This is a genomic window from Streptomyces europaeiscabiei (assembly GCF_001550375.1).
GTDB lineage: Bacteria > Actinomycetota > Actinomycetes > Streptomycetales > Streptomycetaceae > Streptomyces > Streptomyces europaeiscabiei.
Genome location: NZ_LRTR01000844.1, coordinates 1 through 15,594, shown reverse-complemented (window position 1 = coordinate 15,594; position 15,594 = coordinate 1). Strand labels below are relative to the sequence as shown.

The following is a 15,594-nucleotide window of genomic DNA, read 5'->3' as shown; positions in this document are numbered from 1 at the left end:
TCCGCGCGGAGGCCGCGTACGCCGCCGGGGACTCGGCCGCCGTGCGCAGGCTCGTCGCCCAGGCGCTCCACGATGCCCGGCGCGAGCGGCTGCGCCGCCCCTTCGCCGAAGCCGGTGGGTGGCTCCGGCCCGTCCTCGACACCGCACCGCTGAGGGGCCTCGCGGCCGGCTGGCTCACCCCCGGGCCGCCGCCGCACACCGGCGCGCCGACGCCGGAGGACCTGCCGCCGGTCGTGGAGGAGCTGAGCGGACGCGAACGCGATGTGCTGCGGCGACTGGACCGGATGATGTCCACCGAGGAGATCGCCGCCGACCTGTGTGTGTCGGTGAACACCGTCAAGACCCACCTCAAGAGCGTCTTCCGGAAACTGGCCGTCAACCGCCGCAACGACGCGGTACGCCGCGCCCGCGATCTGCGCCTGCTCTGACCCCGCCCCACCGCGCCCCTGCCCTGTCCTGAGATGCGGGCCGCGCCCTGAGACACGGGCCGCGCCCTGAGACATCGGCCGCGCGGACGCCGCACTCGCCGTGACCGGACTCGCCCGAGGTGGGTGAGGCACCAGCGAGGATCCTCGGCCAGGACAGGGGCGGCGGACGGTCGCCGCCCGGCCGACGCCCACCGGCTCCCCGGGCGAACTCGACGACGTGGACACGCGGCACACCCGCGGGCCGTGTACCTGGGGGCGCGACCTGTGGCGGACGCATCTGCGGGGCTCAGAGGACGCCGCCACGACAGCCTTCGGGTCCAGTCCCGGGGCGGCACGCCGCTCCGGGACGCAGGAGCCCCGGCGCTCAGCCGCGCTGGGCGGCGTCGTGGACGGCTCGCGCGGTCTTGCCGAGGGTCGGCCCGTACATCGGGCTGCTGCCGTCGCGCTCGCCGTGGCTGTTTACCGACACGATGGTGCCCTTGCCGGTGGCGGAGTCGAAGCCGGCGAGCCAGGGACCGCCGCTCGCGCCGCCGCCGAGGTCGCACGGGACGCGCTGCTCGCCCTCGGGGGCGCGCTGGGAGGTACCGGCGCAGTACAGCAGTTCCTCGCCGCGCCGCGGAGTGGTCGCCGGGTAGCCGAAAGCGGTGACCCGTTGACCGGCCGGACGGCCGAAGGCGATGTTCTGCGCGCCCACCGCGTCGGTGAGCCGCTTCCCCTCGGCCGGGGTGGCGACGACCATCGCCGCTACATCATTCACGGTGTCCTCGGCCCAGGAGCGCGGTGTCATGGTCGCCTTGACGGCATAGCGGCCGTACGGAGCCTTGCCCTTGGCGTAGCCGGGGACGAAGACGATGTCGCCGTAGGTGTTGACGGGCGAGGAGCCGAGGCGGGCGCAGTGCGCGGCGGTCATGATCACCGATCGGTTGCCGCTCGTGACGGCGCTGGCCGTGCACCAGGTGTCCTGCCCCCTGGAGTTGACGAAGAAGAGCCGGCCGATGCTGGGGATGCCCTTGCCCTTCCAGGGCTTGCTGAGCGGTCCGGTCGGCCCCAGGTCGACGGCGCGGCCGACCTTTTTCATGCGCGCGGGCGTCCAGTGCGAGAGGGCGGCGGCCCGCTCCGCCGCCGTGTAGGTGACGGTACTGACCTGCCCGGTACCGGCGGCGGCCGCCGCGGGTGAGGCCGGGGCCGCCAGGGGGCAGGCCAGGGCCAGCAGGGCGGTGGCGAGACCGGAGACGGTGCGGCGCGTGCCTCGGGACGGGCTGGGCGACATGGGTGTCCTCTCGGATGATCGGGATCGGGCGATCACTCAGGAGGATGCGATGGTGGCGAGTGGCGTGCATCCGCCGCCCGATCTTTCGCCACCACAGCCACGAGTGCGAATTCGGCCCGGACCTCGTCCTCGACGGCCTCCGGCAAGCTGCGGGTCGACGAACCTGAGCACCCGTCAGCGCCCGCGCCGCTCGGCGCCATCAAGCTCAGGCTCACCCTCGTCGCATGGGGCCGTTTCGGCGGGTACGGGATCGGATGGCGCCGGAAGGGCCGAGCTTCTTCCGCGTGATCACTGACCGGGCAACGCTGGCGGTGTGCGCAACGCGCGAGGCTCCGTGCCGTCGGCGGAGGTGTGCGGCGTCTCAACCCACAGGCGGCTGACATGAGCCGACGCGACGGCGGCGCCTGCGCCCGGTGTTGTGCCCAAACCCGACAGGGAAGGCGGGCGCCGGCTGTTCGCGGTCGAACCACGGTCAGCCCATGCGACGGTGATCTCACCGAATGTCACGCGACACGCGCCGCACAGTGCAGCAGGTCACACATCGAACCGCCCAGCTCAAACCTTGTAACAGGGACTCAGCAACTGCTTCACTGTGGCGACCTACGGGCCGCGCGGCGGCTTTCGCAGCTGCCGCTGCCCGTCACCCAGGAAGCGTGGGGCATGAACGATTCAGCGCTGATCACGACCGGCTTGCCCATAGCGCTCGCCATCATCATGTTCGGCCTCGGGCTCTCGCTCACCACTGGCGACTTCAAGCGCGTGGCCCGTTCCCCGAAAGCGGTCGTTTTCGCCCTGACCGTGCAGATAGTGGTGCTACCGCTGCTCGCCTTCGGCCTGGTCGAAATCTTCGACGTGGAACCGATGCTCGCGGTGGGCGTGATGCTGCTGGCTGCGTCCCCGGGTGGTACCACAGCCAATCTCTTCAGCCACCTGTTCCGCGGGGATGTGGCGTTCAACGTCACCCTCACTGCGATCAATTCCGTGCTGGCAGCCGTCACCATTCCCCTCATCACCAATCTGGCCATCAGCCACTTCGATGCCGAGGGTGACCTGGGACTGCAGTTCGGCAAAGTGCTGCAAGTGATCGCCATCGTGCTCATCCCGGTGGGGCTCGGCATGCTCGTCCGGAGACGCTCCGCGGACTTCGCCGCCCGGACGGACCGTCCGGTCCGTGTGTTCTCCATCGTCATCCTGGTCGTGGTGTCCCTGGGGGCACTGCTGGGAGAGCGGGAGAACCTTGCGGATTACCTTCGCCAGGTCGGCCTGGTCACCGGCATCTTCTGTCTGGCGAGCCTGAGTGTCGGCTACTTCGGTGCCAGGGCCCTTCGCCTGAACGAGCCTCAGGCTGTCGCATGCGCCATGGAGGTGGGGATTCACAACACCACTGTGGCCCTCACCATCGCACTGAGCATCCTCGACAACACCGCGGTGGCAGTTCCCAGTGCTGTCTACTCGGTTCTCATGTACGTACTGGCGACGGCTTTCGGCTTCGCCATCACCCGGACTCGCTCAGGGAATCCCTTGACGGTGGGCTGAGCCCGTGTGGGTTGACGCAAAAGGTTTGTGCCGGGCCGCATACGCGGCCCGGCACGAGATGTGCTCAGAACCCGGTGCTCAGAACATCGTGTTGTCGTTCGCGGAGGTCGCGGACACGGCTTGGGTGACGTCCCAGTGCTCGACGATCTTGCCGTTGCGGACCCGGAAGAGGTCGACGACAGCGTTGCCCCGGTCGTCGGGGCTGGTCTTGTCGTTGTTGTGGACGGCGACCAGGTCGCCTTCGGCGATGACGCGCTTGGGGAGCGTCACCGCGTTCGGGAACTGCGCGAAGTAGGCCTCAAAGCCCGCCTTGAAGTCCTTCAGTCCGTCACCGAAGCCGGGGCTGTGCTGGTAGTAGGTCTTCGCGGAGACGTACTTGTCGGCCGCGGCCACGTTGTGCCCCACGAGTACTTCGTCGAAGAACTTCGTCACGACGCGCTTGTTGGCCGCGGTGTCGGCGTGCGGGTCGGGGGCGTCGGTACGCGGCGCGCTGAGCGTGGCGAACATGTCGTGGCCGCTGACGGTGGTCTCGGGCACGTCCTGCTCGGCGTCCCAGTGTTCGGCGATCTTCCCCTTCTGGAAGCGGAAGATGTCGAACACGGCGGTGCCCCGGGTACCGGGGGTCATGACGGCGTTGGAGTGCACGAGCACCAGGTCGCCTTCGGCGATGACCCGCTTGACGTCGTACCTGGCGTCGGGGAACTGCTGGTGGACGGTGGTGGCAAGGGTCTTGAGGGCCGCAGAACCGTCGGGGGCCGTCGGGTTGTGCTGGATGTACTCGGGCCGTACGTAACGGTCGACGATCTTGGTGTCGCCGCGCTCGAACACGCCCTTGAGGACCTGTACGGCGACGGACTTCTCATGCCCCGTTGTCGGCTTCGGGCAGTGCGTCCGGGGTGCCGCGATCGCCGCTGGGGCGGTGGTCACGACGGCGACGGCCGCGGTGACGACAGTGGCGACGAGGTCACGCAGGGAGGGCTTGCGGGTGGTGCTCATGGTGAGCGGTTCTCCTGTTCCTTTGGGGGAGGAAGTAGCCGGCGGCCGTGAATGCCCGGTCAGGCGGGGAACGCCGAGCGGGCCAGGGCGCCGAAGTCGAGTACGTGGGTGGTGCCGTTGACGCCCCCGGGCCAGGTCGGAGACGAGGCAGCAGACTGCCGCCGCGATCTCCTCGGACCGGTGCACGGGGAACGGCGGGCCGTCGAAGCCGGTCTCGGTGAGACCGAGGTCGGTGCGGGACATCGGGGTGTCGACGATGCCGGGGGCGACACAGTTGACGCGTATTCCGTGCGGGCGCCATCAGGTGCGACGCGAGGCCGTGCTCGGTGTTGTTGGCCACCGCCATGGCCTCGGCCTCGGTGGACAACCGGTGGATGGTGGCAACGGGTCCGAAGACTTCCTCGCATGATCGCGGCGTTGCCGGGGACGTGGTCCAGGACGGTCGGGGCGGCGAAGTGGCCGGGGCCCGTCAGGGATCTCTGCCTCGGCGATGACAACGGCACCACGAGCCACGGCGTCCTCGGCGAGGTGGCGGACCTTGTCCACCGCCCCGTGGTCGGCCAGCGGGCCGAGAGCGGTGTCCTCACGGTCCGCTGGCCGACCCGGGTGGCGGCCATCCGTTCGCCCATCGCGGCGGCGAACGTGTCGGCGATTGCCTCCTGAACCAGGAACCGGTTGGTGCCGATACAGGAGGGGCCGCCCAGCCGCATCTCCGCGATCATCGCTTCGCGGACCGCGAGGTCGAGGTCTGCGTCGTCGAAGACCAGGAACCAGCAGTAAGACCCACATCGGTGCGCGTCAGCCGATCTGGGCCTGTGCGCTGGTTCACCGTGCCCGGCCCGCGGGCTGATGCTGGACATCGCCCCTTTCGGCGCCGCCCGACGAGGTGGGCCGAGGGGGCCGAGCAGATGTCAGCGGCGTCCGGGGTGCAGTCCCAGCCAGCCCGGGGACGGTGCTCCGGTGACCTCGCCGACGTAGAGGGTCAGCTGCTGGCGGAAGCGCTCGACGTGGGCGCGGTCGGCCATGAACGTGTCGAAGCCGTTCAGGTTGGCGTTGGGGTAGTCCCAGATGGGGCGGTAGCCGGAGTGGGGGGTGACGTCGGTGCGGACGGACCACATGTAGAAGTCGGACTGGGTCTGCTTGTCGAGCCACCAGTTCAGGTACAGCTTGGCGGCGGCCGGGTGCTTGGCGTTCTTGAAGATGGCGGCGCGCTGGGCCCAGGCCATGAAGGGGTCGTTCTTCGGCAGGACGAAGCGGGTCCTGACCCCGTCGGCCGGGGTCAGCATGCCGTCGGTGCCGAGGGCGAGGGCGGCGGTGCCGGCCTCGACCCGGTCGGCGGGTTCCTGGGTGCCGCGTACCCAGGCGATGTCCTGGGCGACGAAGCGGCGCAGCCAGTCCCAGCCGTACTTGTCGACGATGACCTTGTAGAGGTAGAGGACGGCGTCGTCGTCGTTCGGGAACGTCGAGACGATCTTCCCCTTCCAGCGGGGGTCGAGGAGGTCCCGGGCGGAGGCGGGCGCAGCGGCCCCGGTCCTGTCGACGTTGTGGATCGTGGAGAACGCGTCGACGAAGATGCCGGTCCAGGCGCCGTCGGGGTCCTTGAAGGCGGGGTGGACGCGGGAGAAGCCGGCCGGTTTGTAGCTGCGCAGGACGCCTTCGCGCTTCCAGCGCGGGAAGTCCTGCAGGGTCTGCAGCTGGACGACGTCGGGGACGAGGGTGCCGGTGGTGAGCTGGTTGTCGATGCGGGCGTCGTGGAACTTGCTGTAGTCCACGACGATGTCCAGCGTGATGCCGGGGAACGCCTTCTCGAAGGCGGCCTTGTTGCCGTCCTGCTGGGTCGCGGTGTCGCCGCCCGCGTAGACGGTCAGCGCGCCACCTTCCGCCTTCGCCTCGCGGTACAGCTGCTCCAGACTCTTCGTCTCCTCTCCACGTCCCGTGGCGTGCGCCGTTCCGGCGCCCAGGGCGCCTGCGGCGGCGGTGAGTGAGCCTGCGACGAGTACCTGACGTCGTCCGAGTGACATGGGGGGATGGTCCCTTCGGTGCAGTGCAGTGGGTTCGGCTGCAGAAAAAGTATCTGCAAAGGCAGCTATATTTCAAGCTTCAAGTACAGCAAGTGCTGTTGTAAATCTGCCTAAATGTTGACATAGCGGGCCAGAGAATTACTGTATCGTCAGGTTTATGAGTGAACTTCTGAACGATGAGGCAGTCGTCCTGTACGGCGACATCCTGCGGCTGACCGACGCCTTCGGTGGACGGGCCGACCGCACGATCCGCGAGGCCGCCGGACTCGGCGGCTCCGAGTTCGAAGTGCTGCTGCGTCTGGCGCGGCATCCGCAGCGTCGTACCACCAGCGCCCGCCTCGCCGAAGACCTCTCCTTCACCTCCGGCGGCCTGACCCGGCTGATCGCCCGCATGGAAGAGGCCGAGCTGATCACCCGGCACCCTCACCCCGAGGACCGCAGGGCCTCCCTGCTGGAGGCCACCGAGAAGGGCAACGACCTGCTGGAGCGAGCCCTCGCCGCACACGTCCCGCAGATGACCGCCGACCTGATGGAACCGCTCACCGTCATCGAGCGGCTGATCCTGCGCGAGCTGGTGACCAAGCTGCTCGCCCACTCGACACGCGGTACGGTCGCCACTCCTGCCCGGCCGTGACCGGCCCTTCGCCGAGAAGACCGCCGGAACGAAGGGGGCACCTACATGCAATTCTCCCTGCTCGGTGCCAACGGCGTGATCGGCACCCGCACCGCCGTCGGTGTCACCGCAGCGGGGCGGGAAGAGCCCATGGCCGGGCCGGGTCGGACAACTCTCCTTTCTTCACCGCCTGTCCGAGGCGCGCGTGGAGAGGCTCAAGCGGCCCTGATCAGCTCTTCGAACAGGGCTTGGTTCGCGGGGTCGTCCGCGGCCGTGTCCTCGGGGTGCCACTGGACACCGAGGAACCAGCCCTCGGCACCGCGCAGCTCTACGGCCTCGATCGTGCCGTCCTCGGACTCGGCGACGACGCGCAGACCGGTGCCCAGCTCGTCGATCCGCTGGTGGTGGTAGCAGGAGACGGCCACTTTCTCGCCCCGGAACACGACCGGGTGCACGACGTGCCGATGGTCGGGCTCCATGTGCTGGTGCAGCGTGCCGCCGAGGGCCACGTTGACCACGTGCAGGCCACGGCAGATCGCCAGCAGTGGCATCCCGGCTCCCAGTGCGTGCCTGGCCACGGCCAGGTCGAAGGTGTCCAGATCTTCGCTCACGTCGTAGACGGCTTCGTGTACGGTGCGCGCACCGTAACGGTGGGGTGCCAGGTCGCCGCCGCCGGGCAGCAGTACGGCGTCGCACCGGCTCATCCGTGCTCCGATCCGGTCCTTGTCGGCGGGGTGCATGATGAACGGTTCCCCGCCCGCCCGGTAGACGGCCTCGACGAGGGCCTGCGCGGCGACCTCGGCGGAGTACCGCAGGGCCGAGGTGGTGGTGGCCACGCGGGCGGGGATGGCGACGAGTGGTCTCACAGCCGGATCCAGGTGGTCTTGAGTTCGGTGTACTTCTCCAGGGCGTGCAATGACTTGTCCCGGCCGTTGCCCGACTGCTTGTAGCCGCCGAAGGGCACGTCGAGGCCGCCTTCCTCGTAGCAGTTGATCCAGACGGTTCCGGCCTTGAGCCGGCGCCCGACCAGGTGCGCGGTCGACAGGTCCGAGGTCCAGAGCCCGGCGGCCAGGCCGTAGTCGGTGTCGTTCGCCAGGGCCACCGCCTCGTCGGTCGTGTCGAAGGTCAGCACAGACAGGACGGGGCCGAAGATCTCCTCCCGGCTGAGCCGGGAGGAGGGAGCGACCTCGTCGAAGACGGTGGGTTCCAGGTAGAGGCCGCCCGGTGACCGCCCGCCGGTGCGCAGTCGGGCGCCTTCGGGAGCGGAGAGGTACGTGTTGATCCTGGCGAACTGGTGGGCGGTGGCGATCGGGCCCATCTCGGTGGCCGGGTCCAGCGGGTCGCCGATCCGCAGCGACCGCGCCCGTTCCACGACGCCCGACACGACCCGCTCGGCGATTCCTCAACGGCACGGCGACAGGGACCGATGCCCCGGATGAAGCTTGCGGAATTCTCGGCACACCACGGCCGGCAGGCGGATCCCCGGTGGCGTCATAGGGCTTCGGTCCGCACCCACGATGAGAGTCCACGAAAGAGAGGAACCCCAGCCGACGCGCGGCTGGGGTTCCTCAAGGCGGTGAGTATCGGTCAGCAGGTGGAGTCGCCCACGCCGTAGACCGCTCGTCTACGCGTCGGCGGACCGCACCCCATCGCGATCACCGTGGATCAGGCGGGTCAGCGCTGCAGGGTGAGCAGGCCCGGCCGGTACGGCAGTTGCATGTAGGGGGTGTTCGGCGGGATGTCCTTGAGGAGGCCCTGGTAGAGGAACTGCAGGTTGCAGGGGTCGATGGTCATGGTCTGGTCGGGGTTGTTGCGGATCAGGTCACCGTGGCTGACGCCCTGGGCCCAGTCGGAACCGCTGTTGGCCTGGCCCGCGAAGGGGCTACTCTCGCTGCCGGCCTGGACGGTCCACGGACCGTCCAGGCTGGAGGCGGTGAACGAGCGGAAGTAGCGGTTCGTACCCGAGGCCTCAACGATCATGAGGTACTGGTTCCGGCCCTGGACCTTGTAGACCTCCGGCGCCTCGAACAGAAGGTCCGTTTCGTCGCTCATGACCGTCGTGTACGAGGAGCCGAAGCTGCTGGGGAAGTTCTCGAGCGGCATGCTCGTCCGGTAGATCTTGCCATTGTCATCGGCGAAGAACATGTACATGTTCTGGCCGTCGGCGATCAGGGTCGCGTCGAGCGGGGCGTCCTGCTTGTTCGGATCGGGGTTCGGGGGGAGGGTGCCGGTGAACAGCGACTGCGGGGCGGACCAGCCGTTGGGGTTGGTGGGGTCACTGGACGTGCTGTAGAGGAACGCCGGCCACTGGTACACCATCACCCAGATGTTCTTGGTCGAGAGGTAGAACAGTTCGGGCGCCACCGCGCCCAGGTTCGTCTTGGTCTGGGTGGCCGCCCCCATGTCCGACCAGTTCGTGAAGGGACTGAACGTCGTCGAGCCCCACCCGCTTTCGTTGGCGGTGGTCGCGTAGACCACGTGCCTGCCGTTGTACTTCACGGTGGCGAAGTCCTTCAGCGCGGACTGCCCGTTCGCCGGCTGCGCCAGCGGGCCGGTCGAGGTCCAGCGGTAGGTCGACGGAAGAGCACACGCGTTGCCCGTCCCGGACAGGCCGGTCCACTTTTGGTTGGTGCCGCCGTGGCACGACCAGATCTGCACCCCCGTGCCGTTGGCCTTGCCCCAGCCCGAGACCTCCAGGCACAGCCCGGACCGCACGCCGACGATCGTGCCGTCGGGGTTCACCCGCCACTGCTGGTTGTCACTGCCGTTGCACGTCCAGATCTGCACCGGGGCCCCGGCCGTGGTGGCGCCGCCCCGGACATCCAGACACTTGTTGCCGTACACGGTCAGCTGGTCGCTGTCCGTCAACGTCCACTGCTGGTTGATGCCACCGTGGCAGTCCCAGATGTGCACGTTTCCGCCGTCGGTCTGACTGAAGCCCGCCACATCGAGACAGCGGCCGGAATCAACACCGCGCACGTCGCCGGTGGTGGCCGCCTGAGCCGGGCCGGCGACGAGCAGCGCCGCCAACGCGGCCAGGGCCGCGACCACGGCAGAGAGCACCGCGGACGGGCGTCTGCGGCTGAAAATACGTCTATGCATAAGGACCTCGTCATCCTTGAGCAAGCGGCTCCGGTTCGGCCCGTCAGGGGCTAGTCCGGAGGCGGCGTGGTGCGTCCCTGGAGTGTTCGACATAGCGAACACGGGTCGAAGTGTCGAGCAACTGGATAATAGGGTTCCGGTGATCAGCGTCAATACCTGTCGCAAAATTCGCGGACAGAAACGTTCGCAGGCTGAAACCAGGCGGCTTCAAGTCCCGTGGTTGTACGAGTCTTTGGTGTGAGGGGCAGGTGTCGGCGGCGATCGGGCGTGTGCCGGGGGCTGTTGACGGCGACGCCCCGGACCGGGCCGTGGCTGCCTACTTCCCTGACCGGCACCACGCCACCGACCGGCACCGCGGGGGGATCGACGGCGTCCGCACCCGCAGTGTGAGATCCCGAAGGGACTGCACGAGGCCGTCCATGGGTTGATCTTCGCACCGGCGGGGCGCCTCGGATGGGCTCGCCGTGATCAGTTCGGCTGCGGAGTCGGGGCCCGCGCAGGGACGAGAATGGCCACGAGGTGCAGTGCGGCCTGGTGAGCGAGGTCCGGCAGGTGCGGTACTTCCACGCGAGCGATGGCCTGCCAGCTCCGGTTTGGTGGCGAAGGTCCTCTCGTCGGGCAGGCCGTCGGGGGTGCGGCGGCCTGTGTGTTCGGCCAGTTGTCAGCCGTTTTTTGCGGCCGACTGGGCCGAGGAGGGCGCGGACGTAGTCACGCATGCGGCGCCGCAAGTCGGCGCGGCCGAAGCGGTGGCCGATGCGTAGGAAGAGGTCGTCGAGTTCACGGTCCCAGGTTGCGTCGGCGAGGTCGTCGATCCCCCCGGGAGGCTGCCCTCATCACAGCTCGGACAGCCCTCGATGCCACTCGTTGGAGGGGCGGTCCGGCGAGACCGCCCCTCCAACGAGTGGGGTCGGGACTTGGCCGGGCTCCGACGGGGACAGCCTCCCGGCATGACCACGAGGAGTTGGTTCGGACGACTTCGAGAGCCCCGAAGCGCGCACGATCACCGAACGACGACTGCTGTGGGCGAGTCGCCAACCACCCGCTGATCGCCTGGCGTTGACACCCCTCCTACCCCCTCCTATATTCCCGTTCGACAGTCAGGATGATGTCCGGCATTTCGAACTTCGGCTCTCGGTCTCCCTTACCCGTGAGGAAGCTGATTTCACATGTCCTGGCTCCAACACCCCCACAGCCGCCGCAGAGTCATGGCGGTCACCGCCGGTCTGGTCGCGGGCGCCACGCTGCCGGCGATGCGCGCGGCGGCGGCCGCGACGGCCCAGCAGGAACGGACTACCGAGACGCTGCGCAAGTGGGTCCGTCAGGACGAGATCGATGCCGGCATCCGGCCGGGACGACGACAGAGGAGTCCGCGCAGGTCAAGGCGATGAAGAAGGAGATCGCAACCGGGTGTCGAAGCGCTTCACTGACCGTGAACGCTAACGGCACATTTCGAACAGAACAAGAGGGCCCAAAAGGAGAAACTTTCTTGCATTCCGGCCATTGACAATCCGATAGAAGCGATGACAGTTTCGAAGCGCTTCAACACTCTCTACCTGCCCACTTAGAGGCCAGGCTTGCGTTTTCCGTCCCTCCCTGCGACCGAGAGGCATCCGTTCCGCGACGCCGCGCTGCCGATGGGCAAGCGCATCGACGATCTGCTCAGTCGGCTCACGCTCGGCGAGCGGATCGCGCTGCTGCACCAGTACGCACCGGACATGGAGCGCCTCGGCATCGCCTCGTTCCGCACCGGGCACGGAGGCGCTGCACGGCGTCTCCTGGCTCGGCGAGGCGACGGTCTCTCCGCAGTCGAGCGCGGGGCAGACGGGACGCCGGATGGCTCGACGTTGTCAACGCTCACTTCGCAAGCGGTTCCCCACCACGCCGTTCCGCCAGTACGTCATGTGCCCGCCGACGCCAGCGGGACGACACAGCAGCCGAGTTGCCGACACGAACGTCGAGCAGCCCGCGCCAGATTCAGCACTCACTCGCAGAAGAGGACGACTGCATGAGAAGGCCTTGGGTCCTGCCCCTCATCACGCTGGCCACTGCCGCGCTCGGGGTGACGGCGGCAGGTGTGGCACCTGCCTCCGCCGCCTCGACCACGCCTTTGCGGGTCATGCCGCTCGGCGACTCGATAACGTGGGGCGTGGGAAGCAGTACGGGCAACGGCTACCGGGCCCCGTTGTGGGACAAGCTCGCGGCAGACGGCCATCCGCTGGACTTCGTGGGCACGGGGCGGGGCGGTTCGATGTCCGACCCCGACAACGAAGGTCACTCCGGATACAAGATCCACCAGATCGCCGAACTCGCCGACGCCTCGCTGACCCGCTACCGGCCCAACGTCGTGACGCTGATGATCGGCACCAACGACCTGAACGAGAGCTACCAGGTCTCCACCGCCACCGCCCGGCTGAAGTCGCTGGTCAACCAGATCACCGCCGACGTCCCCGACGCGACCGTCCTCGTGGCCTCCCTGGTCGTGTCCACCAGCGGCTCGGAGGAGCAGTACCGTGCCGCGTACAACCAGGCCATCCCCCAGATCGTGAGCGAGGCACAGGCCGCGGGCAAGCGCGTCGCGTACGTGGACATGAGCAGCCTGACCACGGCCGACCTGGCCGACTTCCTGCATCCCAACGACTCGGGCTACCAGAAGATGGCCGACGCCTTCCACCGCGGCATCCAGTCCGCGGACAGCGCCGGGTGGCTGAGGAACCCCGCCCCCGCTCCCTCACGTGTGCAGTCCGAGTTGGGCGGCAAGTGCCTGGACGTCAGCGGCTTCGGCACGGCCGATGGGACCGCCGTCCAGACCTGGAGCTGCACCGGCGCCGTCAACCAGGTCTGGTCCGCCTACACCGACGGCACCCTGCGCTCCATGGGCAAGTGCCTCGACGCCGCCGGCTTCGGCACGGCCAACGGCACCAAGGTGCAGCTCTGGGCTTGCCACGGCGGCGCCAATCAGGTCTGGGAGCCCTACAACGGCGGCTACCGCAACCCCGCCTCCGGCCGCTGCCTCGACATTCCGGGCTTCTCCACGGCCGATGGCACGCAGCTCCACCTGTGGGACTGCCACGGCGGCTCCAACCAGAAGTGGACCACTCTGGCCGCCGGATGACCCCCGCCCGGGACCGGAGCCCCTCCCCGCCCCGGTCCCGGGATTCGAGGGCCGCTCCTGGACCGGCTGGCATCACCACGTCACCTGGTCGCCGCCGCCCATGCGTTCCTGACCGAGCAGCGCCTGGCCCGAAAAGCCGATACAGCGGGCTCACCCTCTAGCAGATCCTCGACACCATCCAAGACCTGCTGAACTGCTGGACCGGCACCTGCTCCACTGCCACCGCCCCCTGCCCAGATCATCCGCCACCAACCAGAACCCCAGAGCCAGAGACATTTCGAACTTCGGCTCTCGGTCTCCCTTACCCGTGAGGAAGCTGATTTCACATGTCCTGGCTCCAACACCCCCACAGCCGCCGGAGAGTCATGGCGGTCACCGCCGGTCTGGTCGCGGGCGCCACGCTGCCGACCATGCGCGCGGCGGCGACCACGACGGCCCAGCAGGAACGGTTCACCAACCCGGTGATCTGGCAGGACTTCGCCGACCTCGAGGTCATCCGCGTCGGCGACGCGTACTACTACAGCGCCTCGACCATGCACTTCTCGCCGGGCGCGCCCGTCCTGCGCTCCTACGACCTGGTCAACTGGGAGTTCATCGGCCACTCGGTGCCGGTCCTGGACTTCGGCGACGCGTACGACCTCAAGGGCGGACGGGCGTACGTCCAGGGCATCTATGCGTCCTCGATGCGCTACCGCCCCAGCGACAAGACCTTCTACTGGCTGGGCCAGATCGGCTGGCAGCGGTCGTACGTATACAGGGCCACCGACGCGGCGGGCCCCTGGACCCGGCACGCCGAGATCGGCAGCGGTTACTACGACGCGGGGCTGCTCTTCGACGACGACGGCACCCCGTACGTGGCGTACGGCGTCAACGAGATCCGCGTCGCGCAGCTCTCCCCGGACCTGCGCACCGAGGTCAGGTCCGAGCACGTGCTCACCAAGCCCGACGATTTGCACCTGATGGAGGGCTCCCGCTTCTACAAGATCAACGGGAACTACTACATCTTCGTCACCCGCCCGCCCAACGGCCAGTACGTCTGGAAGTCCACCTCAGGCCCCTTCGGCCCGTACGAGATGCGGGAGGTGCTGTTGGACCTGCCCGGCCCGATCCCCGGCGGCGGCATACCGCACCAGGGCTCACTGGTCGACACCCCGAACGGCGACTGGTACTACATGGGCTTCATCGACGCCTATCCCGGCGGCCGCGTCCCCGCCCTGGCCCCGGTCACCTGGAACGCCGCCGGCTGGCCCGAACTCCAGACCGTCAACGGCACATGGGGCGAGACATACCCCTACCCGGTCACCCCGCACCCGCTCCCGCCGATGACCGGCACCGACACCTTCGAGGGGACGGCGCTTGCGCCGCACTGGGAGTGGAACCACAACCCCGACACCGCGGCGTTCACCGTCAACAACGGGCTCACCCTCAGGACCGCCACCGTCACCGACGACCTCTACAACGCCCGCAACACCCTCACCCGCCGCATCCAGGGCCCCGCCTCCACCGCAACCGTCGTGCTCGACCACTCCGGGATGGCGGACGGCGACCGCGCCGGGCTGGCGATGCTGCGCGACTCCTCCGCCTGGATCGGCGTCACGCGGCTGAACGGCGTCAGCAGACTGGTGATGTTCGACGGCCTGACCATGGACGCCAACTGGAACACCAGCAGCACCGGCACCGAGCAGGCCCGCGCCGACCTCCCCGCCTCCGGCAGCCGCGTCTGGCTGCGCGCCACCGCCGACATCAGCCCGGGACCGGGCCGAGAGACGACGTTCTCCTACAGCACCGACGGCACCACCTTCACCCCCCTCGGCCCGGCCTTCACCATGAGCGAGAGACCTCATTTCTTCATGGGCTACCGCTTCGCCGTCTTCAACCACGCCACCCGGGCCCTCGGCGGCAAAGTGCGGGTGGAACGCTTCGACTTGCGCGCGTGCGCGCCGACGGCGCAAGCAGGCACTGTGGACACGAACGCCTGGTACGTCCTGGTCAACCGCAACAGCGGCAAGGCACTGGAGGTGGGGGGCTGGAGCTCCGCGGACGGCGCCGCGGTCAATCAGTGGGGCCGGCACGGCGGGACCAACCAGCAGTTCCAGTTCGTGGACTCCGGTGGCGGCTACTACCGGTTGAAGGCGAGGCACTCCGGCAAGCTACTGGACGTCTCCAGCTGGTCGACGGCCGACAACGCCGCCATCCACCAGTGGAGCGACCACGATGGCTTGAACCAGCAGTTCCGGTTGGCGGACTCACCGGACGGATACGTCCGGTTGATCAACCGCAACAGCGGGAAGGCCATCGAGGTACCGGGCTTCTCCTCCGCCGACGGGACCGGCATCGTCCAGTACTCGGACTGGGGCGGCGCGAACCAGCAGTGGAAGCTCGTCCGCGTCGGCTTCGCGGGCTCGCGCTCCTGCTGACACCGGCACCCGGTTCAAGGGCGTTGTCACGTTGTTGGCTGTGTGACTGCCTGACGGCGCGTCGTGGTGTGGTGGAGCCTGGTTCCGGGCTGTGTTCAG

11 protein-coding genes and 6 pseudogenes are annotated in these 15,594 nt (G+C 68.5%); 8 read left to right on the top strand and 9 right to left on the bottom strand.

Going from position 1 to position 15,594, the window contains the following annotated elements; genetic code table 11:
• Positions 1-428: helix-turn-helix domain-containing protein (locus AWZ10_RS42885; protein ID WP_167366046.1), on the top strand; the 428-nt coding region annotated here is incomplete at its 5' end.
• Between the two features lie 364 nt (positions 429-792).
• On the opposite strand, the gene AWZ10_RS42880 is transcribed toward AWZ10_RS42885, so the two are convergent.
• A complete protein-coding gene (locus tag AWZ10_RS42880; protein ID WP_060893844.1) occupies positions 793-1,698 on the bottom strand; it encodes a trypsin-like serine peptidase in 906 nt (301 codons plus the stop codon).
• 660 nt (positions 1,699-2,358) lie between these two features.
• On the opposite strand from AWZ10_RS42880, the gene AWZ10_RS42875 reads away from it, so the two are divergent.
• Positions 2,359-3,234: a bile acid:sodium symporter family protein gene (locus AWZ10_RS42875; protein WP_060893843.1), complete on the top strand. Its 876-nt coding sequence runs from the start codon at positions 2,359-2,361 to the stop codon at positions 3,232-3,234.
• A 78-nt stretch (positions 3,235-3,312) separates the two neighbouring features.
• Here AWZ10_RS42875 and AWZ10_RS42870 read toward each other — a convergent pair whose 3' ends face one another.
• The 4 genes and pseudogenes from AWZ10_RS42870 to AWZ10_RS42860 form a co-directional block, all read right to left on the bottom strand.
• The gene (locus AWZ10_RS42870) at positions 3,313-4,230 is read right to left on the bottom strand and encodes a nuclear transport factor 2 family protein (RefSeq protein ID WP_060893842.1); all 918 of its coding nucleotides are present in this window, start codon (positions 4,228-4,230) and stop codon (positions 3,313-3,315) included.
• A 183-nt stretch (positions 4,231-4,413) separates the two neighbouring features.
• Positions 4,414-4,473, bottom strand: a pseudogene (locus AWZ10_RS56155) (hypothetical protein); the annotation flags it as partial.
• A 106-nt stretch (positions 4,474-4,579) separates the two neighbouring features.
• Positions 4,580-4,952 (bottom strand): annotated as a pseudogene (locus AWZ10_RS56150) (aldehyde dehydrogenase family protein); the annotation flags it as partial.
• A gap of 189 nt (positions 4,953-5,141) precedes the next feature.
• Positions 5,142-6,251 (bottom strand): ABC transporter substrate-binding protein, encoded by a 1,110-nt coding sequence (locus AWZ10_RS42860; protein WP_060893840.1) that lies wholly within the window; start codon positions 6,249-6,251, stop codon positions 5,142-5,144.
• Positions 6,252-6,408: 157 nt separating this feature from the next.
• On the opposite strand from AWZ10_RS42860, the gene AWZ10_RS42855 reads away from it, so the two are divergent.
• A complete protein-coding gene (locus AWZ10_RS42855; RefSeq protein WP_060893839.1) occupies positions 6,409-6,885 on the top strand; it encodes a MarR family winged helix-turn-helix transcriptional regulator in 477 nt (158 codons plus the stop codon).
• A gap of 194 nt (positions 6,886-7,079) precedes the next feature.
• Here the strand turns inward: AWZ10_RS42855 and AWZ10_RS42850 are convergent, their stop codons facing one another.
• The 4 genes and pseudogenes from AWZ10_RS42850 to AWZ10_RS56145 all read right to left on the bottom strand — a co-directional run.
• A complete protein-coding gene (locus AWZ10_RS42850) occupies positions 7,080-7,730 on the bottom strand; it encodes a gamma-glutamyl-gamma-aminobutyrate hydrolase family protein (RefSeq protein WP_060893838.1) in 651 nt (216 codons plus the stop codon).
• Positions 7,727-8,263: pseudogene (locus AWZ10_RS42845) on the bottom strand (aldehyde dehydrogenase family protein); the annotation flags it as partial. The gene AWZ10_RS42850 and the pseudogene AWZ10_RS42845, both read right to left, overlap by 4 nt.
• Positions 8,264-8,538: 275 nt before the next feature.
• The gene (locus AWZ10_RS42840) at positions 8,539-9,966 is read right to left on the bottom strand and encodes a non-reducing end alpha-L-arabinofuranosidase family hydrolase (RefSeq protein ID WP_208618657.1); all 1,428 of its coding nucleotides are present in this window, start codon (positions 9,964-9,966) and stop codon (positions 8,539-8,541) included.
• A gap of 619 nt (positions 9,967-10,585) precedes the next feature.
• A pseudogene (locus AWZ10_RS56145) lies at positions 10,586-10,778 on the bottom strand (IS701 family transposase); the annotation flags it as partial.
• A 354-nt stretch (positions 10,779-11,132) separates the two neighbouring features.
• Here AWZ10_RS56145 and AWZ10_RS42835 point away from each other — a divergent pair.
• The 5 genes and pseudogenes from AWZ10_RS42835 (at position 11,133) to AWZ10_RS54785 (ending at position 15,495) form a co-directional block, all read left to right on the top strand.
• Positions 11,133-11,354 (top strand): hypothetical protein, encoded by a 222-nt coding sequence (locus AWZ10_RS42835; RefSeq protein ID WP_060893836.1) that lies wholly within the window; start codon positions 11,133-11,135, stop codon positions 11,352-11,354.
• A 617-nt stretch (positions 11,355-11,971) separates the two neighbouring features.
• Positions 11,972-13,078 (top strand): ricin-type beta-trefoil lectin domain protein, encoded by a 1,107-nt coding sequence (locus AWZ10_RS42830; RefSeq protein WP_060893835.1) that lies wholly within the window; start codon positions 11,972-11,974, stop codon positions 13,076-13,078.
• Between the two features lie 43 nt (positions 13,079-13,121).
• Positions 13,122-13,270 (top strand): annotated as a pseudogene (locus AWZ10_RS51185) (IS701 family transposase); the annotation flags it as partial.
• A gap of 134 nt (positions 13,271-13,404) precedes the next feature.
• Positions 13,405-15,006: pseudogene (locus AWZ10_RS42825) on the top strand (glycoside hydrolase family 43 protein); the annotation flags it as partial.
• Positions 14,983-15,495, top strand: coding sequence for an RICIN domain-containing protein (locus AWZ10_RS54785; RefSeq protein ID WP_244172321.1), 513 nt, complete (start codon positions 14,983-14,985; stop codon positions 15,493-15,495). The pseudogene AWZ10_RS42825 and the gene AWZ10_RS54785, both read left to right, overlap by 24 nt.
• Positions 15,496-15,594: the final 99 nt, after the last annotated feature.